Source organism: Azovibrio restrictus DSM 23866 (assembly GCF_000429665.1).
Lineage (GTDB): Bacteria > Pseudomonadota > Gammaproteobacteria > Burkholderiales > Rhodocyclaceae > Azovibrio > Azovibrio restrictus.
On record NZ_AUCH01000017.1, the window covers coordinates 108,285 to 130,624 of the forward strand.

Sequence of the window (22,340 nt, forward strand, 5' to 3'; positions counted from 1 at the left end):
GTTTGCGCCGCTGGCAAGCCTTGCCGCGCCCCTGGCGCTTTCTGGTAGGCGGCAGCCTGGCCCTGATCCTGGGGCTGCTGCTGCTCGACCGCCTCTATCCGCCCCCGGTGCCCGGCCGCGACTCGCCCCGGGCCCTGCTGGTGGTGGCCCGGGACGGCACGCCCCTGCGGGCCTTTCCCGACCGTAACCATATCTGGCGCCACCCGGTGACCCTGGAGCAGGTCTCGCCCCGCTATCTGGAAGCCCTGGTGCGTTACGAGGATCGGGCCTTCTACTGGCATCCGGGCATCAATCCCCTGGCCCTGGCCCGGGCCGCCTGGCAGTGGCTGCGCCACGGGCGCATCGTCTCCGGCGGCTCCACCCTGACCATGCAGGTGGCGCGCATCCTCGAGCCCATGCCCCGTACCCTGGGGGGCAAGTTCCGGCAGATGCTGCGAGCCCTGCAGCTGGAATGGCGCTACTCCAAGGCGGAAATTCTCGGGCTCTACGTGAATTACGCTCCCATGGGCGGGGTCCTGGAAGGCGTGGAGGCCGCCAGCCGGGCCTACCTGGGCAAGCCCGCCAACCGCCTCAGCCATGCGGAAGCGGCGCTCCTGGCGGTGCTGCCCCAGGCCCCCAGCCTGTACCGGCCCGACCGGCACCCCGAGCGGGCCCGCCGGGCCCGGGACAAGGTACTGGCACGCATGGGAGACACTTGGGCAGCGCAGGACATCGAGGATGCCCTGAGCGAGCCCCCTTATGCCCAGACCCTCAAGGAGCCCCTGCTGGCGCCCCTGTTTGCCCAGCGCCTGAAACGGCAGGCGGAGGGGCGCATCCGCATCGATACCAGCATCGACGTCCAGGCCCAGCAGACCGTGGAACTGCTGCTGGCGGACCGCATCCGGGGCCTGCCTCCGCGGGTCTCCATGGCGGCCCTGGTGATGGACAACACCACGCTGGAAGTGCGGGCCTACGCGGGTTCGGCGGACTTCGGCGACGACCAGCGCTTCAGCCACGTGGACATGGTCCAGGCCTCCCGTTCCCCGGGTTCCACCCTGAAGCCCTTCCTGTACGGGCTGGCCCTGGATGAGGGACTGATCCATTCCGAGTCCCTCCTGGCGGACGTGCCGCAATCCTTCTCCGGCTATCAGCCGGGTAATTTCCAGCAATCCTTCCACGGCCCGGTGAGCGTTACCGAAGCCCTGGTCAAATCCCTCAATGTGCCGGCCGTGGAAGTGCTGGAACGCCTGGGGCCGGCCCATTTCGTCGCCTTGCTGCGCCGGGGCGGCCTGAAGCTGGACTTTCCCCGGGGGGCGGAGCCCAACCTTGCGGTGATCCTGGGGGGCGCCGGCACCAGCCTGGAGCAGCTGGTGGGCGCCTACCGGGCCCTGGCCCGCCAGGGGCTGGCCGGGCGGCCCCGGTTCACCCCGGAAGACCCCCTGGAGGAGCAGCGTCTGCTGTCGCCGGGAGCGGCGTTCATCATCCGCGACATTCTCGAGTCCGGCGGCCCCATGGGTCGGGCCCTGGAAACCGGGGCCGGCCTGAAACGGGGCATCGCCTGGAAGACCGGGACCAGCTTCGGCTTCCGGGATGCCTGGTCGATCGGGGTGTCGGACCGGTACACGGTAGGCGTCTGGGTGGGCCGGCCGGATGGCACTCCCAACCCGGGATTCTTCGGTGCCAACGTGGCGGCGCCGCTGCTGGTGGACATCTTCGACGCCATCGACCCCCAACCCGGCAGCCAGCGCCAGCCACCGCCGGAGGTGCAGCAGGAGCGGATCTGCTGGCCCCTGGGCACGCGGGAGTCGACCACGCCCGGGGAGCATTGCCATGTGGCCCGTCTGGCCTGGACCCTCAATGGCGGGGCGCCGCCCACCTTCGCCGACCGGCTGCGGGGCGGGGAACCCCGCCTGGCGCTGCAGGTGGACCCGGCCAGCGGCCGGCGGGCCCTGCCCGACTGTTTTGCCGGGCCCCTGGAGCAACGGCAGATCGCCCGCTGGCCGGCTGTGCTGGAACCCTGGCTGTCCCCCGATGTGCGCGAGCGGGCCCTGGCCCCGGCCTGGCTGCCGGCCTGCGCCGGGCACGGCAGCCCGGAAGGCGGCCTGAAGATCGTCGGTGCCAGCACCGGCGAGGTGCTGCGGCGCACGGTCAAGGATGAGGCGCCGCTGATCCGCCTGGAGGTGCGCGGCAAGACGGAAGGGGAGGTGATCTGGCTGGTCAACGGCCGCAACATGGGACGCCGCCCGGCCCGGGCCGGCTACGCCCAGCGCCTGGAGCAGCCGGGCCGGTACGACATCACCGCCATGGATGACCAGGGCCGTCACGACCGGGTCAGCCTGAGCGTGCGCTGAGCTCTATTGGCGGCGCCGGAAATTTTCCCGGGCCAGGGGCATATCCGTACAATGACGTGCTCATCGCCTGACCCACACGGAATCATCCGGGGCTCGATAAAAATCCGACATAAAATGTCTTGACATGATATGTCCCGCTGACTAATCTGGAGCCGTGACCGCTGCATGCCAGCTCATCCAAGGGAGGAAGCAAAAGTGACACTGAAAGCGCAACTGAAGGGATTGGACACGATCACGGCCCAGCAGATGGGCGGGGTGATGGTGCAACTCCAGCCCATCCCCGGCGAAGTGCCGGTGATCCAGGTCAGCATCGAGGGGCGGGAAGAACTGCCCATCTTCGTGACCTGTTCCGATACCCAGATTCTCTGCATGTGCTACCTCTGGGCCGAGGCCGAGGTTCAGCCCGGGCGCCGCATGGAAATGCTGGAAACCATGCTCGACCTGAACCCTTCGGTGCCTCTTTCTTCCTTTGGCCGGGTGGGCGACCGCTACGTCCTGTTCGGTGCCCTGGCCCGCAATGCCCGGGTGGAGGACGTGGCCCAGGACATCGTCGCCCTGAGCGACAACGCCCTGGATGCCCTGGACGCCCTGTCGGAATTCTTGAAATAAGGAGATCAGATCATGTCGGTAATCAGGAAGATGATGACCCTGCTGCGCGGTAGCGCCCGGGAGATCAGTGAAAGCGTCCTGGACGCCAACGCCACCCGCATCTACGAGCAGGAAATCCTCGATGCCAAGCACAGCATCGACGAGGCCCGGGCCAGCCTGACGGGGGTGATGGCCAAGGAAATGCAGAGCGCCCGGGAAATCGAGCGGCTGAAAAAGGAAGTCGAGCGCTACGAGGGCCTGGCCCTGGAGGCCCTGGAGAAGAGTCAGGAAGGTCTGGCCGAGGAAGTGGCCGGCCGGGTCGGCGCCCTGGAACTGGAACTGGAAGAGCAGAGCAAGGCGCACGCGGCCTATGCGGTGCAGGTGGTCAAGCTGAAGGACATGATCAAGTCGGCCGAAGCCAGGATTCGCGAGCACGAGCGGGAAATCGCCATGGCCAAGACCACCGAGAGCGTGTACCGGGCCACCCGCAGCATCTCCGACACCATAGGCAGCAGCGGCTCCAAGCTGCTGGATGCCCGCCAGTCCCTGGAGCGCATCAAGCAGCGCCACGAGGACCTGGCTGACCGGATGCAGGCCGCCGAGGCCCTGGACAAGGAGCTGGGACACAAGGCCCTGGAAGCCAAGCTGGCCGAAGCCGGCATCGGCAACTATGGCGACCGGGGGCGCAAGGCCCTGGAGCGGATCAAGGCCAAACGGGCCGCAGCGGCCCAGGAGACGGCCGAGAAGGGCGAATGAACGCCGCCCGCAAACCGGCCCGCTGGCAGAGTTCCGACGATGCCATCCGGGCCGTCCAGGTGGCCTTCGACGTGGAGGAGGCGGTGCTGGAGGCCGTGCGCCGGGCCGCTTTCGAGGAGAACCGCTCCACCTCGGACCAGATCCGCGCCCTCCTGGGGCTGAGCACCGCCAGCCGGCCCAAGCGGCCCCGGCTCACGGTGTCCCTGGCCCCGGCCGATTACGAGCTGCTGGCCCAGCGTTACGGGCTGGCCGCCGATGACCGGCTGGCCATCAAGGAGCAGGTGACCCTGGAACTGATCCACTTTGCCGAAACCCGAAAATCCGAGACACAGGTCTGAACCTCCATGATCAGCTTCATTGACGCGGCGCTTGCCTACCCCACCATGATCTACACGGCCCTCCTGGGGCTGGTGCTGTTTTACTGGCTACTGGCCATGGTCGGGCTGGTGGATTTCGAGTCCGGCGGCATCGAGCTGGAAAGCGAGCTGCAGGCCGACGCCGACGTGGGGGACCTGGGCACCCTGGCCAGCTATCTGGTGGCCCTGGGCATCAACGGAGTGCCTTTCTCCATCGTCGTCAGCCTGATGGTGCTGATCTCCTGGACCCTGAGCTGCCTGCTGGGCATGTGGCTGCTGCCCCTGGTGCCCACCACCGTGCTCACCCTGGTGGCCGGCACTGGGGTGCTGCTGCTCTGCCCGGTGCTGGCCCTGCCGGTCACGGCGCGGCTGATCCGTCCCCTGCGGGGCCTGTTCGTCACCCACAACGCCATCTCCAACCAGGCCCTGGTGGGCCGTACCTGCAAGGTGCTCACCACCCGGGTGGACCAGAGCTTCGGCCGGGCCGAAGTGAGCACCCGGGGCGCCGGGGTGAACATTTCCGTCTGGGCCGATGAACCCAATCAACTGGGCAAGGGCAGCCTGGCCCGCATCGTCGAATACGATCCGGAGCGCCAGCGCTACCTGATCGTCCCGGAAACCGAAACCTGACCCGGCCCCCACCGGCCGGACGCAACATCACTTCACAATCAATCACAAGGGAGATTTCATGGAACCGATACTGATCGCCGTAGGCGTTCTGGCCGTCTTCATCTTCGGGATGCTGGCCATGTTCGCCAAGTTCTACCGCAAGGTGGAGCAGGGCTACGCGATGATCGTCAACACCCTGCGCTCGGAGCCGGAGGTCACCTTCACCGGGCGGATGGTGTACCCCATCATCCACAAGGCCGAGATGATGGACATCTCCCTGAAGACCATAGAAATCGACCGGACCGGCAACGAGGGGCTGATCTGCAAGGACAACATCCGGGCCGACATCAAGGTGAAGTTCTTCGTGCGGGTGAACAAGACCGCCGAGGACGTGCTCAAGGTGGCCCAGGGCATAGGCTGCGAGCGGGCCTCCAGCCCGGAAATCCTGGAGGAGCTGTTCTCCGCCAAGTTCTCCGAAGCCCTGAAGACCGTAGGCAAGTCCCTGGACTTCGTGGACCTCTACCAGGCCCGGGACCATTTCCGCGACGAAATCATCCGCCAGATCGGCGATGACCTGTCCGGCTACGTCCTGGAAGACGCGGCCATCGACTACCTGGAACAGACCCCCCTGCACAAGCTCGATTCCAACAACATCCTGGACGCCCAGGGGATCAAGAAGATCACCGAGCTGACGGCGGTGGAACACGTGCGGACCAACGAACTGCGCCGCAACGAGGAAATGCAGATCAAGAAGAAGGACGTGGAAACCCAGGAAGCCCTGCTGGAGCTGGAGCGGCAGCAGGCCGACGCCACCGCCAAGCAGCAGCGGGAAGTGGCCTCCGTGCGGGCCCGGGAAGAGGCTGAGACCGCCAAGATCCAGGCCGAGGAAAAGACCAAGTCGGAACTGGCCCGGCTGCTGGCCGAGCAGGCCATCTCCGTGCAGCAGGAAAACGTGCTGCGGGAAAAGGAAGTGGCCGAGAACAACCGCATGCGGGCCGTGGCCATCGAAGAAGAAAAAGTCACCCGGGCCCGGGAGCTGGAGATCGTGGACCGGGAAAAGGAAGTGGCCCTGCAGCGCATCGACAAGGAAAAGGCCATCGAAGTGCAGAAGAAGGCCATTGCCGACGTGGTCCGGGAGCGGGTCATCGTCGAGCGCACGGTGGCCGAACAGGAAGAAGCCATCAAGGAAGTGCGGGTGGTGGCAGAAGCCGACCGGACCAGGAAGTCCGTGGTGATCAGCGCCGAAGGCCAGGCTGAGGAAAAGCTGGTGCTGGAAGTGAAGGCCGCCGAAGCCCAGGAACGCAAGGCCCGGCACAAGGCCGCCGAGGAGCTGACCCTGGCGGAAGCCAAGCTGAAGGTGGCCGAGAAGGACGCCGAGGCCAAGAAGCGGGAAGCCGAGGGCAAGGAAGCCCTGGCGGCGGCAGAAGGCCTGGCCCAGGCCAGGGTGATGATCGCCACGGCGGACGCCACCGAGAAGCAGGGCATGGTGGATGCCAAGGTGAAGATCGCCGACGCGGAAGCCGTGGCCAAGTTCGGCACGGCCGAGGCGGAAGCCCTGAAGGCCAAGCTGGAAGCCGAAGCGGAAGGCAAGGAAAAGCTGGGACTTGCCAATGTGCACGTGCGCAGCGCCGATGCGGCCGCCACCGTGGCAGCCGGTCAGGCCGATGCCCAGGTGATCGAAGCCCGCTTCCAGGCCGAGGCCAAGGGCCTGCGTGAGAAGTTCGAGGCCATGAAGGCCATGAGCCCGGACACCCGGGCCCACGAGGAATTCCGCATGCGCCTGGAAAACGCCCAGGAAGTCACCCTGAAAGCCATCGAGGCCCAAACCTCCATCGCCCGGGAACAGGCCGAAGTGCTGTCCACGGCCCTGGGCAATGCCCGCATCGACATCGTCGGCGGCGAAGGAGACTACTTCGAACGCTTCGTGAATGCCCTGGCCGTGGGCAAGGGCATCGACGGCGCCATCGCCAAGAGCAACACCCTGCAGGTGGCCCTGAAGGATCATCTGAGCGGCGAACGGGACATGGTGGGCGACCTGCGCGACATCGTCGGGGCCCTGGGCGGCGCTTCCGGGGAGCTGCAGAACCTCTCCGTGGCAGCCCTGCTCACCAAGGTCATGCAGGATGGGGACGATGGCCAGAAGGCGGCCCTGAAGAGCCTGCTGGACGGCCTGCGCAAGTAAGCCATGGCCGCGCCCCTGCACTGCGACTGCCCGGGAAGCCCCCGGTTGCAGCCCCGGGAGCTGCTGCCGGGCCTGTTCGCCCAGGCCTGCCCTGACTGCGGCGCCCTGAGCCTGGAGCTGGAGGACTACCGGCGCTGGCTGGCGGGCCGCCAAGCCGGGCCCGCTCCGACGCCGGAACAGTGGATAGGCACCCCGGTGGCGGAGCACCTGGGCACCCGCCAGGTCCGTCTGTGCGCCGCCTGTGGCCGCCCCATGGGCCGCTACCGGGCCGGCACCCATCCCGACTTCCACCTGGACCGCTGCGCTCCCTGCCAGCGCCTGGTCCTGGATGGCGGGGAATGGGAGGCCCTGGCCCAGCTGGGGGCGGCGGAACATCTGGAGCTGATCCTCTCCGAGCCCTGGCAACGCCGCCTGCAGGCCCTGGAAGCCGGCGCACGGCGGCGCCAGGCCCTGCGCCAGCGCCTGGGTGATGCCAGCGTCGATGAGCTGCTGCGCATCCAGGCCTGGCTGCAGGACCATCCCCAGCGGCGGGAACTGCTGGCCCTCCTGAACGGCGATCCCATCTGAGCGGCGCCTGCCGCCAAGCGAGATTCCTGACCCATGCATACACCCGACACCCCTGTGCCGCCTGCCGACGCCACCGAAGCCATGGTGGCCGACAGCAGCAGTTACGACCTCCTGAAACAGCGCCTCTCCAGCCAGGGGGAAACCCTGCTGCAGAAGACCCAGGCCCTGAACCAGGCCCGGCTGACCGAGTTCGGCCGCTCCGAGCAGGCCCTGATCCTGCGTGCCACGGCCCGCACCGAAAACAACTGCGTCGCCCGGGACATCGTCCGCATCGGCGACCAGCTGCTGTTCGGCTACAACGTTTTCATGGGGCTGAAGAAGGAGACGGCGGTGGGCGACGTGTTCGCCCTGTACCGGCTCTCCGACCAGGCCGGCGGCGAGCTGGAAGCCCAGCCCCTGGCCGGCAGCTTCCTGGAAGACAGCCGCTTTGCCGCCGACTTCCGCGAGCTGTACGCCTACTACAAGCAGGCTAGCCTGCTGCAGCTCCGGGTCACCCAGGACAAGCTCCTGGCGGCCTTCCAGATCGGCCAGCAGCTGCACGACCTGCGGGTGTTCCGCTGGACTCTGGGGCCGGACGGCAGCATCAGCTACCTGGACAACCGGGGCGAGCGGGACATGGCCCTGCCACCCAGCCACGACTTCGAATGGACCCCTACCACCCGGGAAGACCACGTGGGCGGCCGCCATCCGCACGTGAACATCCTCGACACGGTGTTCGTGGAAACCATAGGCGGCGACCTGACGGTCAAGGTGGAAAACAACACCGAGAGCGGCCTCGGGGTCTACAGCGAACCGGTGGAGGACAAGAACCAGGCCCTGGCCGACGCGGAAATCGCCTACGCCCGCCTGGGGCTGCTGATCCTGCTCAAGATCCGTCCCTACCGGGAGCAGGAAACCCGCTACCTGGTGTTCAACAGCCGCACCCGGCAGGTGGAGCGCATCGACGCCATCGGCGTCTCCTGCGTCCAGCTGCCCGAGGACCAGGGCATCATCTTTCCCGGCGGCTATTACCTGCAGTCCGGGGAATACAAGCGTTTCGACCTGCCCGAAGCCATGCTCGCCAGCCTGCGTTTCAAGCGCATGGTGCGCTCCCCCAACGGGGAAGACGTGCTCTACGTGTTCTACCAGCCCGGTTCCGGCCATTACGCCCTGTTCGGCTACAACCTGATCGAGAAGACCCTGGGCGCGCCCCTGCTGGGCAACGGCTACGCCCGCTTCCCCGACGGCCGCATCCTGGTGTTCACCGCCGACGGGGCCGAGCCCACCCGGGTCCATCCCATGCAGCTCTGGCAGACCCCCTTTGCCAGCGAGGAAATGGCCCACCTGAACCAGGGCCAGGGCTTCTTCGGACGTATCGGCAACGCCGCCCTGGTGCGCGGCATCGCCGAACTGATGGGTATTGCCCGGGCGGTGCGGGAACAAGCCCCCTCCCGGGTGGCCTACGAGGACCTGATCCGCCAGTGCAACCGGGTCCTGGACGCCTATTTCTGGCTGGCGGAAGCCGAGGCTGGCCAACTCGCCGCCGAGGTCAAGGCCATTGCCGACGGCGCCCGGGCCACCCTGGCCGAGTTCGAGAAGGTGGACAGCATCCGCCGGGAAACCGCCCAGGCCCTGGCCCGGGCCGAAGCGGAACAACAGCAGCTGCTGGCCGAGGTGGCCGGCATGCTCTGGCACCAGCCCGACGACTTCATCAAGGCCCTGGGCCGCCTGCGGGAGCGGCGCGGACAACTGCACCTGCTCAAGGAGCTGCGCTACGCGGACCTGCCGCGCATCGAAGCCATGGACGGGGAGCTGGCCCAGGAACAGCAGCGCATCGGCGAGCGGGCCCTGCAGTTCCTCGGGGGCGCCAAGGCCTTCGACAGCTACCGCCAGAATCTGGATCAGGTGGCCGCCCAGCTGCCCGCCGCAGGCACCAGCCTGGTCCTGGGGCAGCTGCTCGAACGCCTGGACGAGGCGGCCGCCGGCCTGGACCTGCTCACCGAACAGCTGGGCAGCCTGCCCGGCGGCGATGCGGTCAGCCGCACCGCCATCCTGGACCGGATATCCACCCTGTACGGGGACCTGAACCGGCTCCGGGCCGAAACCCGCAACTGCAGGAAGAGCCTGGGCAGCGCCGAGGCCGCCGCCGAATTCGGCGCCCAGTTCAAGCTCTTTGGCCAGAGCGTCGAAAACGCCCTGGAATTTGCCGACACCCCGGAAAAATGCGACGAAGCCCTGACCCGGCTGCTCGCCCAGCTCGAAGAACTGGAAGGCCGCTTCGCCGAACAGGAGGATTTCCTCGCCGACATCGCCGCCAAGCGGGAAAACGTCTACGAAGCCCTGTCCGGCCGCCGTCAGACCCTGCTCGAAGCCCAGCAGCGCCGGGCCCAGGGCTTGCTGGAGGCGGGCAGCCGCATTCTGGACGGGGTGCCACGCCGGGTGGCCCAGCTGGACGAACTGGCCCAGGTGCACAGCTACTTTGCCGCCGACCCCCTGCTGGCCAAACTGCGCAAGCTGGTGGAGGACCTGCGCGGCCTGGGCGCCGGGGTGGCCGCCGACGATCTGGAAACCCGTCTCAAGACGGCCCGGGACCAGGCCATCCGCAGCGTCCGCGACAAAAAGGAGCTGGCCAGCGCCGACGGCCTGCGCCTGGGTCGGCACGCCTTCACCGTCAGCACCCAGGCCCTGGACCTGACCCTGGTGCCCCGGGAGGGCGGGCTCGCCTACCACCTGACCGGCACCGACTACTTCGCCCCCCTGGCAGATGCCCGCCTGGAAGCCTACCGGCCCTGGTGGGACCTGGCCCTGCCGTCCGAAACGGCGCAGCTGTACCGGGCCGAATACCTGGCCGGCTGCCTGCTGCAACAGGCCCTGGACGGGGCAGGGGAGCTGGATTGGGCCACCCTGGAAGCCCGGGTGGCAGCCGGGCCGGAAGGCCGCAGCCAGCTGCTGGAGTGGGTGCGCCGGGAAGCCGCCAGCCGCTACCGGGAGGGCTACCAGAAAGGTGTGCACGACGAGGACGCCCTGAACCTGCTCAGCGCCCTGGCCGCCATGCAGTCGGCCGCCGGCCTCCTGGCCTGGGGGCCCACGGAACGGGCCCTGGCGCTGCTGTACTGGCAGCACGGGGGTTTCGTGGCGGAGCGGGAATCCTTGCAGCGCCGGGCCCGGGCGGCCCGGCAGATGCAGCAGCTGTTCGCTGCCCGGGAAGGCCTGGAGCGGCTGGAAGGCGAATGCGCTGCCGCCCTGGAAAAATTCGCCCTGGAGTTTGCCCCGGAAGCCGACGGCGCCCTGGGACGCACCCGGGCCCAGCTGCCGGTACTGGCAGCCCGGGCCGCCGCCTACCTGGTGCGCCAGCTGGCGGAGCCGGGCGGGGAAGCCTGGGTGGTGTCCGGCGCCGGGGAGGACCTGGCCGCCGCCCTGCAGCGGGATCTGGAGCGCAAGGGTGGTCTGACCGACTGGCAGCGGGATATGGAAGCGGCCCCTCCTGCTGAACGCTGGCGTCTGGCCCGGGACTGGGTCGGGGCCTATGCCGCCAGCGGCGCCCCCGAGGCCCTGGCCTGGGTGGACGAGGCAGCGGCCCTGTTGACCGTGCCCATGCCGCGCCAGCGCCTCAACGTGCGCCTGGACCAGCGTCTGGAAGGCCTGCTGGGAGAGCATCCGCGCCTGGAGCAGGGCAGCCTGCAGCTCAATCTGAACGACTTCTGGCAGCGCTTCGAAGCCCATATCCGCACCGTGGTGCCCGCCTACACGGCACTCCAGGCCCTGCGCCAGGAACTGGTGGCCGGAGAAAAGGCCCGCCTGCGCCTGGAGCAGTTCCAGGCCAAGCCCCTGTCGTCCTTCGTGCGCAACCGCCTGATCGACGAGGTGTACCTGCCCATCGTCGGTGACAACCTGGCCAAGCAGATCGGCACCGTCGGGGCCGGCAACCGCACCGACCGCATGGGCCTCCTGCTGCTGATCTCGCCCCCGGGTTACGGCAAGACCACCCTGATGGAATACGTGGCCGACCGCCTCGGGCTCATTTTCGTGCGCATCAACTGCCCGGCCCTGGGGCACGGGGTCACCGACCTGGACCCGGCCAATGCCCGCCACGGAGCCGCCCGCCAGGAGCTGGAAAAGCTCAACCTGGGGCTGGCCATGGGCAACAACGTGATGCTCTACCTGGACGACATCCAGCACACCAACCCGGAATTCCTGCAGAAATTCATCGCCCTGGCCGACGGTACCCGCCGTATCGAAGGGGTCTGGAACGGCGAGACCAGGAGCTACGACCTGCGCGGCAAGCGCTTTGCCGTGGTGATGGCGGGCAACCCCTACACGGAATCCGGCGATGTGTTCAAGATTCCCGACATGCTCGCCAACCGGGCCGACATCTACAACCTGGGCGACGTGCTCTCGGGCCGGGAGGCCCTGTTCTCCCTCTCCTACATCGAGAACAGCCTGACCGCCAACCCGGTGCTGCAGCCCCTGGCTGCCCGGGACCCCAAGGACGTGCAGCTGCTGGTGCGCCTGGCGGAAGGGGAGGATATCCCCGGCAGCGCCTTCGCCCATGGCTACAGCGCCGTGGAACTGGAGGAACTGCGGGAGCTGCTGCAGCGCCTGTTCAAGGCCCGGGACCTGCTGCTCCAGGTCAATCTCGCCTACATCGCCTCAGCGGCCCAGCAGGAAGCCTATCGCACCGAACCCCCGTTCAAGCTCCAGGGCAGCTACCGCAACATGAGCAAGCTGGCTGCCAAGATCACGCCCCTGATGCGCGACGAGGAGCTGGACGCCTTGCTCCGGGACCACTACCGGGGCGAGGCCCAGACCCTGACCACCGGCGCCGAGGAAAACCTGCTCAAGCTCGCCCACCTGCTGGGCCGCCCCACGCCCGAGGAGCAGGCCCGCTGGCAGGCGATCCGGGAGGAATTCGTGCGGCGGCGCAAGCTGGGGGGCGAGGACCAGGACGGCAGCACCCGCATCGCCGCCACCCTGCTGGACGTGGCCCGGGCCGTGGATGGCTTGAAACCCGGCGAGGAACTGGGCGCCAGCATCCGCGAGGGCCTGGCCCGTCTGGAAGCTGGCCTGGCCCGGCTCGAACCGGGTGAAGCCCCGCCCCTGCCGCCCATCCAGCCCACGATCCAGGTAGCCCCGGCAGACCTGAGCCAGTTCACCGGCTTCCTGGAGGGCATGAACAAATCCTACGAGCGGGTGCTCCTGCCCCTGGTCACGGCCACCTACCACAAGCTCAAGATGGACCATTCCCTGTGGGAGGAGATGAAGAAGGTTTCCGCCTACGTGAGCAAGCTCAACCCCGAGGCAGAAACCCCGGCGGCCCCCAGGGAGGGTGGCCCCGGTCGCAAGAAGTCATGAAAGCACTCCAGGCCGAACCCCTGCTGCTGCAGCTCCAGGAAAGCCTGGCCGATGCCCGCCTGAGCGAGGCGGAGAAACATGCCCTGGCCCAGGCCCTGGAAGGCAGCCGGCCCGGGGACGAGATCCGCCGGCGGCTGCGCAACCGGGCCTTTGAACTGGTGCGCCAGCGCCTGGTGCAGGGAGAGGCCGGGGCCGCCGATCTGGTGCACTGGCTGGAAGGGGTGGTGAAGACTCTGGACGGGGGCGGCGCCAGCGTCGCCCGCCTGCAGACCCGGGCCTATTTCAGCCCCGGCAATGCCTGCCTCGAAGCCGTCCGCCAGCACCTGCGCCGGGCCCGGCGCCAGGTGGATATCTGCGTGTTCACCATCTCCGACGACCGCATCAGCGCCGAGATCCTGGCCCTCCTGGAGCGGGGTCTGCCGGTGCGCCTGATCAGCGACAACGACAAGACCCTGGACAGCGGCAGCGACGTGGAGCGCCTGGAAGAAGCCGGGGCCCAGGTACGCCTGGACCGGACCTCGGCCCACATGCACCACAAGTTCGCCCTGGTGGACGGGGAATGGCTCCTGAACGGCAGCTTCAACTGGACCCGCAGCGCCAGCGACAGCAACGAGGAGAACCTGGTGGTGAGCAACGATCCTGAACTGGTGCGCCAGTTTTCCGCCCGCTTTGAAAGCCTCTGGCAGCAACTCTAGGAGTCCGCCCATGAAACGCGCCAGCTACAACTGGAAACTGCCCGCCGCCATCGAAGCCCGCCTGGGGCACGAGAGCTACGGCTCCCAGCGCATCATCCAGGAAGCCGGGCAGCTGCTGCTGATCCTGCACCAGCCCCCGGGGGACAGCCTGATGGAGCGGGAGGCCGCGGTGTTCCTGCGTCAGCCCGACGGCCGCTGGCTCTACCAGGGAAACGCCCAGGGCGAACACGCCCTGGGCCAGCTGCTGGACGGCTACCGGGCTGCCCTGGCGGCCCTGGAAGCCGGGCTGGAGAAGGCCGCAGGGGCCGATGCGCTGTTCCACATCCTGGACCGGGGCATTCCCCTGGCCCGGGCCGCCGGTAACATGAAGGAAGCCCTTCAGGCCGCCCGGGAGGCGGAGCGTCAGGACGCCTTCCTGATCACCTGCCGGGACCGGGCGGTGGATATCGCCCGGGCCCTGGAGCTGCTGCTGGCCAACGCCCGCCTGGCCCTGGACTACCAGCTCGCCCGCCAGGCCGAAGCCCAGGTCCAGGCCGCCCTGGAAAGCCAGCAGGCCCAGTACAAGCTCAACATCCTGGCCGCCTGGACCCTGCCGCTCATGACCGTGGCCACCCTGTTTGGCATGAACCTCAAAAGCGGCCTGGAATTCACGCCCGCCTTCGTGTTCTGGGGCATCTTCCTGGCCGGTCTGGGGCTGGGCCTGATGGCCAGGGGCTGGGTCTCCCCGGCAAAAACGGGGCGGCCGGCTCAGGGAGCGGGCAAACCCCTGGGTAAAAAGACATCCCCGGGCAAGGGAAGCAAGGGTCTGGGCCGTTCTCCCGGCAGCCGCTGAGCTTTGTGCCCGGCGGCTGCTCCGGCTGGTATCGATCTTGCTGCCGGTGCGGCCATGATCAAGCACAGGAGGTTCAGCATGTCGGATACGGAGCAGAAGGAAATGCGGGTGGCCGTCGCCAGCAAGGACAGGCAGCAGATCAATGAGCACTTCGGCCACGCGGATGCCTTCCACGTGTACCAGCTTGGCCCTGCTGGGGTGGTGTACCTGGAGGAACGCCAGGTCGAACACTATTGTCAGGGAGGCTACGGAGACGAGGACAAACGGGAGGTGATCCTGCGCGCCCTGGCCGACTGCAGCGCCCTGTTCGTGGCCCGGATCGGCGAGGGCCCCCGGGAACGCCTGGAGCGGGCCGGCATCCAGGCCGTGGACGATTACCCCTACGCGCAGGTGGATACGGCCCTGCAGAACTGGTATCAGGACCGGGGCAGAGCCTGAGCCCTTTGCAGTTTGTTGCAAATGCTTGCCCCCCGTCAGACGAAGCTGGAATAAGCTGGCCCGACTGTTTTCATGAGCCCTGTTCCGGAGGAATTCCCCATGCCCCCCCGTCACCCCAAGAAATCCCTGCTGCCCCTGCTGCTACTTGCCCTGGGGCTGGCAGCAGGCCCCGCCCTGGCGGACAAACCCGATTTTGCCGGAGGCCCCGACAAACACGGGGAGGCCCGCGGCAAGGGACATGACAGGGGTAGCGACAGGGGCGATGACAGGAATAGCCGGGACGCACCCTGGGGCCAGGAAAAACAGGACAAGCGGGACAAATACGATCAGCGCGGCGGGGAGCCCTCCAGGGACAAACGGCGCAGCCCGCCCCCGGGCCCCGGTCCCCAGGTCCATGGGGAGAGCTACCGCTTCCACGGCGATCAGCGGGTGGTCATCCGCGACTATTACACCACCCAGTTCCGCTCCGGCCGCTGCCCTCCGGGGCTCGCCAGGAAGCACAACGGCTGCGTCCCCCCGGGCCATGAGCGGGTATGGGTGGTAGGCCGGCCCCTGCCCAGGGAGGTGATCTACTACGAGCTGCCGTCTTCCCTGGTCATCCGCCTCGGACAGCCTCCCGCCCACCACCGCTATGTGCGGATAGGCGCCGACATCCTGCTGATTGCCATTGGCACCGGCATGGTGGTGGATGCCATCGAAGACCTGGGGGATCTGTGATGGCGTCGTCCGGAAAACTTCGTGGCCGGGCCTGGCTGCTGGCAGCCTGCCTCAGCCTGGTGCCGTTCGCAGCCACCCAGGGTGCGGAGGAAGAGGCCCGGGAAGAGGCTCCGCAGGAAACGGCCACGCCCCAGAGCAGCAAGGCGCTGGAACGCCAGCTCCAGTCCCTGGAGTGGGAGCAGTTCCGCTCCGTGGTCAAGGCGGTACCCAAGCTCCGGGCCCAGGTGGACGCCTATGGTCCCCTGGGTTGGCAGTACGTGCGGGACTACTACCGCAGCTACGGCTGGCGCCGGAGCATAGACAAGCTCGATGCCGGGCAGAAGCTGGAACTGGGGCAGCTGATCGCCAGGGCCCGGGGCGAAACCGCTGCCCCGGGCAGCCGGCCCCAGGAGTAAGGCATGCGTCTGGACAAATGGTTGTGGGCTGCCCGTTTCTTCAAAACCCGGGGCCTGGCCTGCGAAGCCATCGGGGCTTCCCGGGTCAGGGTGAATGGCGTCGTGGTCAAGCCAGCCAAGGAAGTGAAGGTGGGGGATCTGCTGCAGATCCGGGCCGCCGAGCAGCTCTGGGAAGTGGTGGTCCAAGGGCTCTGTGAGCAGCGCCGGCCGGCGGTGGAGGCCCAGGGCCTGTATCAGGAAACGGAAGCCGGCCGGGAGGCCCGCCTGCGCCAGCAGGAACTGAAGAAGCTGGCCCCGGAGCCCCTGGCGGAGCAGCGGGGCCGCCCCACCAAGCGGGACCGGCGTCGGCTGGAATCCTTCCGCAGCGGCTGAAGCCTCAGCCCAGCACCTGTGCGATTAGGAACAACACGGCCAGCAAGCCCCCGAGGGTGCCGAAGGCCGCCCCGTAGGAAGTGCTGCCCCGGGCCTCCAGCTCACTTTCCAGCAGCCCCGGGGGCGTGACGGCGGAGACCAGAGTCACCTGCTTCAGGACATGCTCCCGGTACCAGCTGTTGCCCAGCATGCCGAACACCACGGCTACGCCTATGTTGCCGCCATTGGTGTTGATGTCGAATATCAGCTCGACGATCACCAGCAGGAGGATCAGCCCGAACATCAAGGCCGTGTAACGGTACATCTTGCGGTAGGCCAGCCAGAACATCCCGAGAAAGAAGGCGGCCCAGTTCCAGCTGATCTGGTTGTTCTTGCGGGCCATGGTCTCCCACTTCTCCCGGTAATAATCATGCTTGGCGCCCACGAAAGCCCGGACTTCGGGACTATCAATGGCGCTGGCAGCTGCCTGGCCGGCGTTGTCGGAGGTGCCGCAGGAAGGGCAGGCCTGGTTGGCGAGGGCAAGGGTGCCGCCGCATTGTTTGCATTGGGTCATGGGAAGAAACTTTCCAGTTAAAAATCAGCGGGAGGGTTTGAAGTTCTTTTCCTTGGCCAGGCGCACATAGTCCTTCTGCAGGCCGTTGACCAGCTGGGCCCCGTCGTTCATCAGCTTCATGGCCGCGTTGAGCTTGACCTGGTCTGCGGCCGTGATGGCCGGCCCGGCTAGTTCGCAAGCTTCGATGACCATGCTCAGGCCGCGCTTGGCGCTATCCACCATCGCCTTGACTTCCGGGGAGCGGGCTTCGAAGCCGTCCAGCGCCTGGGTGTAGCTTTTCATGTTGCTGGCGATTTCCTTGAACAGCTTCACCTGCTCCTCAGGCTCCCGGGCCAGGCGCAGCTGCTGCTGCAGGTTGCGGCTCTTGGCTATGGTCGTGGTCATGCCTTCAGCCTTGTCCAGGGCATGGAAGGCTTCCAGATCGGCCACGACGGGATCCTTGCTGCAGCCGGCAAGGGTGATGAACAGGGCGGTGAGGAGCAGATAGAAGGTTTTCATGGGTGTAGGGAGCAGTGCTCGGGGAGGATGAACGGGGTGGCTGGGGCTCATGGCGGCAGCCGGGTGCAGGGCATCCGGATTTGATGCGGATGGTATTGAACTATTCCATTAAGATAAATGCAAGCCAGCTCAGGTCCGGGGCCGGCAAGCGGAAACGGCCGGGGTGGGCAAAGTTTCCCTGGTTGGCCGGAGCCCGGGTGGCTATCATGCGCAACCTTCAAGAAAGTCCCGCCCATGATCTCCCTCAAGAACGTCACCTTGCGCCGTGGCAGCAAGGTGCTGCTCAACAGCGCTTCCGTCACCCTTAACCCCGGCGAAAAGGTCGGCCTGGTGGGGCGCAACGGGGCGGGCAAATCCACCCTGTTCGGACTCCTGAACGGCAGCCTGCATGAGGACGGGGGCGACTATTCGATCCCCAAGCAGTGGCGCATGGCCCAAGTGGCCCAGGACATGCCCGAGACCGAGGAGAGCGCCACCGACTTCGTTGTGGCCGGCGACACCCGGCTCCTGGCCGCCCAGCGGGAGGTGGATGCGGCCGAGGCCAGCGAGGACGGCATGCGCATGGCCGAGGCCTACATCGCCCTGCACGACGCGGGGGCCCACGATGCCGAAGCCCGGGCCCAGGCCCTGATCCTCGGCCTGGGTTTCCGGGTCAGCGAGCTGTACCAGCCGGTGAACAGCTTTTCCGGCGGCTGGCGCATGCGCCTGCAACTGGCCCGGGCCCTGATGTGCCCCTCGGACCTGCTGCTCCTGGACGAGCCCACCAACCACCTGGACCTGGACGCCCTGGTCTGGCTTGAAGCCTGGTTGAAGCGCTACGCCGGCACCCTGATCGTCATCAGCCACGACCGGGAATTCCTGGATGCCATCACCGGCGTCACCCTGCACATCGACAACACCCGGCTGGTGCGCTACGGCGGCAACTACAGCAAGTTCGAGGACATGCGCGCCGAGCAGATGGAACTGCAGCAGGCGGCCCTGGCCAAGCAGGCGGACAAGATTGCCCACCTGAAGAAGTTCATTGACCGCTTCAAGGCCAAGGCCAGCAAGGCCAAGCAGGCCCAGAGCCGGGTCAAGGCCCTGGAGCGCATGGAGAAGATCGCCCCGGTGCTGGCCGACGCCGAATTCACCTTCGAATTCCAGGAACCCCTGAACCTGCCCAACCCCATGCTCTCCCTGGTGGAGGTGAGCATCGGCTACCCGCCTCCCGAGGATGCCCCGGCCGGTACGCCCCCGACCACCATCGTGCGCGGCATCAACCGCTCGGTCCAGGCCGGCCAGCGCATCGGCATCCTGGGCGCCAACGGCCAGGGCAAATCCACCCTGGTGAAGACCATCGCCCGGGACCTGCAGGCCCTGCACGGGGAAGTCACCGAGGGCAAGGGTCTCAACATCGGCTACTTCGCCCAGCAGGAACTGGACGTGCTGCGCCCCCAGGACACGCCTCTGGAACACATGATCCGCCTCGCCAAGGACACCATTGCCGCCGGCCGCAGCGGTTACGTGGCGGGCCGGGAGCAGGATCTGCGCAACTTCCTCGGCACCTTCAACTTCAGCGGCGACATGGTGAAGCAGGCTGTGGGCACCATGAGCGGCGGCGAAAAAGCCCGGCTGGTGCTGTGCATGCTGGTCTGGCAGCGGCCCAACCTGCTGCTTCTGGATGAGCCCACCAACCACCTGGACCTGGCCACCCGGGAAGCCCTGAGCGTGGCCCTGAACGAATTCGAAGGCACGGTGATGCTGGTGAGCCACGACCGGGCCCTGCTGCGTTCCGTGTGCGACGAATTCTGGCTGGTCTCCCGGGGCGGCATTTCCCCCTTCGACGGGGACCTGGACGATTACCAGCGTTACCTGCTGGAAGAGGCCAAGCGTTCCCGGGACGAGGCCGCCGGGGGCCGCTGAGACAGGGCGGGCGCTTCAGGAGGGCAGGGCAGGGGCGTCGGCGGCCAGGCGGGCGCAGGCCCCCTGGCGCTCGAAGTAGGGCAGGCAGTCCGCCTCCGCCAGGGGCGGGCTGTGGAAATGGCCCTGGAACAGGTCGCAGCCCATGGCCAGCAGGGCGTCCCGCTGGGGCCCGGTTTCCACGAACTCGGCCACGATCTCCACATTGCGCGCCTTGCCCAGGGAAGTGATGGCCCGGATGATGTCGGCGTTGGTGCTGTTGCTGAGGACATCCCGGGTCAGGGAACCGTCGATCTTGATGGCGTGGATGTCGAAGCGGCGCAGGTGCAGCAGGGACGAGTAGCCCATGCCGAAATCGTCCATGGACAGCAGCACCCCCAGGTTTTCCAGGGCCTGCAAGGTGGCATTGGTACCCTTTTCGTCAGGAATGGCCTCGGACTCGGTGATCTCGATCTCGATTTCATGGCTGGCCAGACCATGGTGCTGGAGCAGGGCCGCCAGGCGCGGCGCGAAATCCGCCGCCCCCAGCTGGGTGGGGGAGACATTGATGGCCAGGGACAGGTATCCATGGCCCAGGGCATTCCAGCGCGCCTTGCAGGCACAGGCCTCACGCATCACCCAATCCCCCAGCCGGTCGATGCAGCCCCCTTCTTCTGCCAGGTTCACGGCCACTGCGGCGGGAATCCGTCCGTGGTTGGGGCTGTGCCAGCAGATCAGCGCCTCCAGGCTCACCAGGACGCCGTTGCGATCATGCTTGGGCTGGTACAGCAGGCTCAGCTGGCCCTGGTCTATGCCGGCCCGCAGTTCATCCAGCAGCTTTCTGGCCATGCGCCCCACCTCGTCACGCCGCCGGGTGATCCGGTCGCGGCTGGGCGTTTCCGCCTGGATCAGGGCCAGGGCCTTGCGGTACACCTCTTCCTGATGGTGTTTGCGCTCCGCCTCGGCAAGGCGCACAAAGGGCAGGTAGAACAGGGTACTGAGGACGATACCCACAGCCTGCAGGGCCGCCCCCCGCCATGAACCGCTCAGCAGCCAGCCGGAAATGAGGGGCGGAGTGGTCCAGGGAATGCCCGCCGGCTGCAACTGGATGAATCCCACCTGCAGGGCCAGCAGGGTCAGGGCCGCCAGCGCCAGGGGCACCATCACGAAGGGCAGGACGTAGATGGGAGAAAGCACCACCGGCAGGCCGAACAGGATGATCTCGTTGATGTTGAAGATGGAGGGGAACAGCCCGAGCATGGCGATCCGGCGCTGGGAACCATGGGGCACCGCATACCAGATGGCAAACACCAGCCCCAGGGTGGAACCCGCTCCGCCCAGGAGCACGAAGGCATCGAACAAGGGCCGCCAGGCCAGGCCGCTGCCGGGGGGGTGCTCGGCAGGACTGAACAGGTCGCTGCCGTAGGCATCCAGCACATGTCCCCCGTGCACCCCGATGAACCAGAACACATGATTCACCAGGGTCGCCATGGACGTGGCCAGGACATCCCCGAAAGACTGGAGCTCCGCCCATTCGGCAAACGCCGCCAGGGGGTGGTAGGTGACCGGCAACTGCCGCAGGAGCCCGTTGGCCAGCATGAACAAGGCGCCACAAAAGAAGACCGGCAGGCTCAGGCGCAGGGCCTGGTAGAGCATCTTGTCCGCATCCAGGGGAACCGTCACCAAGGTCAGCCAGCGCTGCCGGGCCGCCCAGTGCAGCAGTTCGGCCGAAGCGATCCCCACCAGAATGCCCAGCAGCATGGCCTCGTAGCCAAAGCCGCCATCTTTTTCCGGGGCGTACAGCACGCAGATCATGAAATTGATCAGGGTGGAGAGGCCCACCATCAGGGGCGAGGGGGTGTCGTCCTCATCGCTCAGCAGGGACAGACGGCCGTTCAGATGCACGGCCACCACCACGGAAAGGGCCAGCCCGAACACCCCATGACTGGCCGCCACGGCCCGTTCCAGCACATCCCGCCAGCCGGGGCCGAACAGGCTGTTCAGGAAAGACAGATAGGGCTGGTAGGGAAAGTGCTGCAACAGCATGGCAACCACGCCGAACATGGTCAGGGGCAGCAGGGAGACAAACCCATCCCGCAGGGAAAGAAGCCAGCGTTCCGTCCGCGCCCTGAAATAACCCGTCACCTTCCCCCACCTCCGGTAAAACATCCGCCCGCCGCTGCACAAGCAACACCGGCTTCACGTCGGCATCAGGAAACCCCCTCCATCCCGGCAGCCCGGGCCACTACAGCCCTGGTTCCAGCCAGGCAAACCCAGCCCGGCGCCCCCGACGCATCAGGACCGAAGCATAACAGCGGAACCAGCGGAAGGGGAAACCGGCGTCATGCTGTGTGCCTGCAGCCATCTTGGATGAATCTTGCCGATATCGTTCTGCGGCCAATTGGCCTCGACAAGAGCTACGGCATGTTCCTGGCTATAGAGCTGAATAGCACACAATTTTCTTTTCGGGTCTTCTACGCAAACCCGCCAGTTTTCAGTCTGATGGCTGGCTGGGGTTGAAGTCTGGGCACCTCGAAAAACCTCATTCCTTAAAAGCCCGGGGTCTGCTTAATCAATGACTTACAACACTAACTTTGAGGAAACAGGGTGTTTATCGGGTTAATGGCTACCATGGTTGGAGCGGGCTGGCACGCTGGAAGATTGGGGATGACACCTTATCAAAATTGATTTCGACTAGCCTAGATTCATATTCTTCGGATTTGAAACTGGCAACTGGTTTTTCGTTTTTGAAAATCGTGAGGCGAACACCCGTTGTCATTCCCAGCCCTTCACTAACCTCGTACGCGTAAGGCAGCTTGTAAAAGCGTATAGAGGCTAGGCCAGTATGTGATGCGCCGTCAGATTGCAAAACGATACCAGCCTTGTTTTGGGTGGAAGCCACCAAGTTGATTTCGATTTTTCCAATGGCACCATATCGATAAATCATTTTCTTCAAAGGCTCAGTTTTCTGATCGCCGCATAGCGAGGCAATTTTTGACTCAAATCGAGCATTGAAAAACGCGACTTCATTTTCTTTGCAGTGCGACGGAATGCTCTCGTTAGCCATAGCGTAGGCACAGAAACCCCAACTGAATGCAATAGAAAGGGTGAAGATATATGGGCGCACTGAGGTCATGTGGATTTAGCACCTAACAGGATGGTGAGAAAGTCCGCGCCCTTGGCGTGATGCGGGAAAGCGGGCAGACTTGGGTCTGAAAGATAGAACCTAATTTTCGGGAGGAA

19 protein-coding genes are annotated in these 22,340 nt (G+C 66.4%); 15 read left to right on the forward strand and 4 right to left on the reverse strand.

Features of this window, described 5'->3' with window-relative positions; genetic code table 11:
• Window positions 1–2: 2 nt before the first annotated feature.
• The 14 genes from pbpC to G474_RS20985 all read left to right on the forward strand — a co-directional run bounded on the left by pbpC (window position 3) and on the right by G474_RS20985 (window position 16,168).
• Window positions 3–2,330: a penicillin-binding protein 1C gene (pbpC, locus tag G474_RS0114620; RefSeq protein ID WP_043464582.1), complete on the forward strand. Its 2,328-nt coding sequence runs from the start codon at window positions 3–5 to the stop codon at window positions 2,328–2,330.
• A 195-nt stretch (window positions 2,331–2,525) separates the two neighbouring features.
• Window positions 2,526–2,939, forward strand: coding sequence for a YjfI family protein (locus G474_RS0114625; protein ID WP_211228121.1), 414 nt, complete (start codon window positions 2,526–2,528; stop codon window positions 2,937–2,939).
• 12 nt (window positions 2,940–2,951) lie between these two features.
• The gene (locus G474_RS0114630; protein WP_026687634.1) at window positions 2,952–3,674 is read left to right on the forward strand and encodes a PspA/IM30 family protein; all 723 of its coding nucleotides are present in this window, start codon (window positions 2,952–2,954) and stop codon (window positions 3,672–3,674) included.
• Window positions 3,671–4,012 carry a hypothetical protein gene (locus G474_RS0114635; RefSeq protein WP_026687635.1) on the forward strand — a complete coding sequence of 114 codons (342 nt, stop codon included), beginning with the start codon at window positions 3,671–3,673 and terminating at the stop codon, window positions 4,010–4,012. The genes G474_RS0114630 and G474_RS0114635 overlap by 4 nt, the downstream gene beginning before the upstream one ends.
• A gap of 6 nt (window positions 4,013–4,018) precedes the next feature.
• Window positions 4,019–4,660, forward strand: a complete 642-nt coding sequence (locus tag G474_RS0114640) for a hypothetical protein (RefSeq protein WP_026687636.1) — start codon at window positions 4,019–4,021, stop codon at window positions 4,658–4,660.
• 58 nt (window positions 4,661–4,718) lie between these two features.
• Entirely contained in the window at window positions 4,719–6,821 is a 2,103-nt protein-coding gene (locus G474_RS0114645) for a flotillin family protein (RefSeq protein WP_026687637.1), read from the forward strand.
• Window positions 6,822–6,824: 3 nt separating this feature from the next.
• Window positions 6,825–7,388 (forward strand): TFIIB-type zinc ribbon-containing protein, encoded by a 564-nt coding sequence (locus tag G474_RS20970; protein ID WP_156919278.1) that lies wholly within the window; start codon window positions 6,825–6,827, stop codon window positions 7,386–7,388.
• A gap of 33 nt (window positions 7,389–7,421) precedes the next feature.
• Window positions 7,422–12,719: a DNA repair ATPase gene (locus G474_RS20975; protein ID WP_051282322.1), complete on the forward strand. Its 5,298-nt coding sequence runs from the start codon at window positions 7,422–7,424 to the stop codon at window positions 12,717–12,719.
• Window positions 12,716–13,414 carry a phospholipase D-like domain-containing protein gene (locus G474_RS0114660; RefSeq protein WP_043464584.1) on the forward strand — a complete coding sequence of 233 codons (699 nt, stop codon included), beginning with the start codon at window positions 12,716–12,718 and terminating at the stop codon, window positions 13,412–13,414. The genes G474_RS20975 and G474_RS0114660 overlap by 4 nt, the downstream gene beginning before the upstream one ends.
• A 10-nt stretch (window positions 13,415–13,424) precedes the next feature.
• The gene (locus G474_RS20980; protein ID WP_211228122.1) at window positions 13,425–14,246 is read left to right on the forward strand and encodes a magnesium transporter CorA family protein; all 822 of its coding nucleotides are present in this window, start codon (window positions 13,425–13,427) and stop codon (window positions 14,244–14,246) included.
• A gap of 78 nt (window positions 14,247–14,324) precedes the next feature.
• A complete protein-coding gene (locus G474_RS0114670) occupies window positions 14,325–14,684 on the forward strand; it encodes a NifB/NifX family molybdenum-iron cluster-binding protein (protein ID WP_026687639.1) in 360 nt (119 codons plus the stop codon).
• A 99-nt stretch (window positions 14,685–14,783) separates the two neighbouring features.
• Window positions 14,784–15,401, forward strand: a complete 618-nt coding sequence (locus G474_RS0114675) for an RcnB family protein (RefSeq protein ID WP_026687640.1) — start codon at window positions 14,784–14,786, stop codon at window positions 15,399–15,401.
• Window positions 15,401–15,796 carry a hypothetical protein gene (locus G474_RS22205; protein ID WP_051282323.1) on the forward strand — a complete coding sequence of 132 codons (396 nt, stop codon included), beginning with the start codon at window positions 15,401–15,403 and terminating at the stop codon, window positions 15,794–15,796. Before G474_RS0114675 ends, G474_RS22205 begins: the two co-directional genes overlap by 1 nt.
• Window positions 15,797–15,799: 3 nt before the next feature.
• On the forward strand, window positions 15,800–16,168 hold the full coding sequence (locus G474_RS20985) for an RNA-binding S4 domain-containing protein (protein ID WP_051282324.1): 369 nt from the start codon (window positions 15,800–15,802) through the stop codon (window positions 16,166–16,168).
• A gap of 4 nt (window positions 16,169–16,172) precedes the next feature.
• On the opposite strand, the gene G474_RS20990 is transcribed toward G474_RS20985, so the two are convergent.
• The gene (locus tag G474_RS20990; protein ID WP_051282325.1) at window positions 16,173–16,721 is read right to left on the reverse strand and encodes a DUF2628 domain-containing protein; all 549 of its coding nucleotides are present in this window, start codon (window positions 16,719–16,721) and stop codon (window positions 16,173–16,175) included.
• A gap of 24 nt (window positions 16,722–16,745) precedes the next feature.
• Complete coding sequence (locus G474_RS0114690; RefSeq protein ID WP_026687641.1) at window positions 16,746–17,219, reverse strand: hypothetical protein; 474 nt, start codon at window positions 17,217–17,219, stop codon at window positions 16,746–16,748.
• A 234-nt stretch (window positions 17,220–17,453) separates the two neighbouring features.
• Here G474_RS0114690 and G474_RS0114695 point away from each other — a divergent pair, with 234 nt between their 5' ends.
• Window positions 17,454–19,121 (forward strand): ABC-F family ATP-binding cassette domain-containing protein, encoded by a 1,668-nt coding sequence (locus tag G474_RS0114695; protein WP_026687642.1) that lies wholly within the window; start codon window positions 17,454–17,456, stop codon window positions 19,119–19,121.
• Window positions 19,122–19,136: 15 nt separating this feature from the next.
• On the opposite strand, the gene G474_RS20995 is transcribed toward G474_RS0114695, so the two are convergent.
• Complete coding sequence (locus G474_RS20995; protein ID WP_043464586.1) at window positions 19,137–21,242, reverse strand: EAL domain-containing protein; 2,106 nt, start codon at window positions 21,240–21,242, stop codon at window positions 19,137–19,139.
• 481 nt (window positions 21,243–21,723) lie between these two features.
• Window positions 21,724–22,233, reverse strand: coding sequence for a hypothetical protein (locus tag G474_RS23510; RefSeq protein WP_156919279.1), 510 nt, complete (start codon window positions 22,231–22,233; stop codon window positions 21,724–21,726).
• Between the last annotated feature and the right edge of the window lie 107 nt (window positions 22,234–22,340).

Bases quoted from the DNA above. Each gene is read 5' to 3' on its own strand.
- G474_RS22205 (WP_051282323.1), top strand. From the start codon at position 15,401: ATGGCGTCGTCCGGAAAACTTCGTGGCCGGGCCTGGCTGCTGGCAGCC.
- G474_RS20980 (WP_211228122.1), top strand. From the start codon at position 13,425: ATGAAACGCGCCAGCTACAACTGGAAACTGCCCGCCGCCATCGAAGCC.
- G474_RS20985 (WP_051282324.1), top strand. From the start codon at position 15,800: ATGCGTCTGGACAAATGGTTGTGGGCTGCCCGTTTCTTCAAAACCCGG.
- G474_RS20975 (WP_051282322.1), top strand. From the start codon at position 7,422: ATGCATACACCCGACACCCCTGTGCCGCCTGCCGACGCCACCGAAGCC.
- G474_RS0114675 (WP_026687640.1), top strand. From the start codon at position 14,784: ATGCCCCCCCGTCACCCCAAGAAATCCCTGCTGCCCCTGCTGCTACTT.
- G474_RS20990 (WP_051282325.1), bottom strand. From the start codon at position 16,721: ATGACCCAATGCAAACAATGCGGCGGCACCCTTGCCCTCGCCAACCAG.
- G474_RS0114645 (WP_026687637.1), top strand. From the start codon at position 4,719: ATGGAACCGATACTGATCGCCGTAGGCGTTCTGGCCGTCTTCATCTTC.
- G474_RS0114670 (WP_026687639.1), top strand. From the start codon at position 14,325: ATGTCGGATACGGAGCAGAAGGAAATGCGGGTGGCCGTCGCCAGCAAG.
- G474_RS0114640 (WP_026687636.1), top strand. From the start codon at position 4,019: ATGATCAGCTTCATTGACGCGGCGCTTGCCTACCCCACCATGATCTAC.
- G474_RS0114660 (WP_043464584.1), top strand. From the start codon at position 12,716: ATGAAAGCACTCCAGGCCGAACCCCTGCTGCTGCAGCTCCAGGAAAGC.
- G474_RS0114690 (WP_026687641.1), bottom strand. From the start codon at position 17,219: ATGAAAACCTTCTATCTGCTCCTCACCGCCCTGTTCATCACCCTTGCC.
- G474_RS0114635 (WP_026687635.1), top strand. From the start codon at position 3,671: ATGAACGCCGCCCGCAAACCGGCCCGCTGGCAGAGTTCCGACGATGCC.
- G474_RS0114630 (WP_026687634.1), top strand. From the start codon at position 2,952: ATGTCGGTAATCAGGAAGATGATGACCCTGCTGCGCGGTAGCGCCCGG.
- G474_RS23510 (WP_156919279.1), bottom strand. From the start codon at position 22,233: ATGACCTCAGTGCGCCCATATATCTTCACCCTTTCTATTGCATTCAGT.
- G474_RS20970 (WP_156919278.1), top strand. From the start codon at position 6,825: ATGGCCGCGCCCCTGCACTGCGACTGCCCGGGAAGCCCCCGGTTGCAG.
- G474_RS0114695 (WP_026687642.1), top strand. From the start codon at position 17,454: ATGATCTCCCTCAAGAACGTCACCTTGCGCCGTGGCAGCAAGGTGCTG.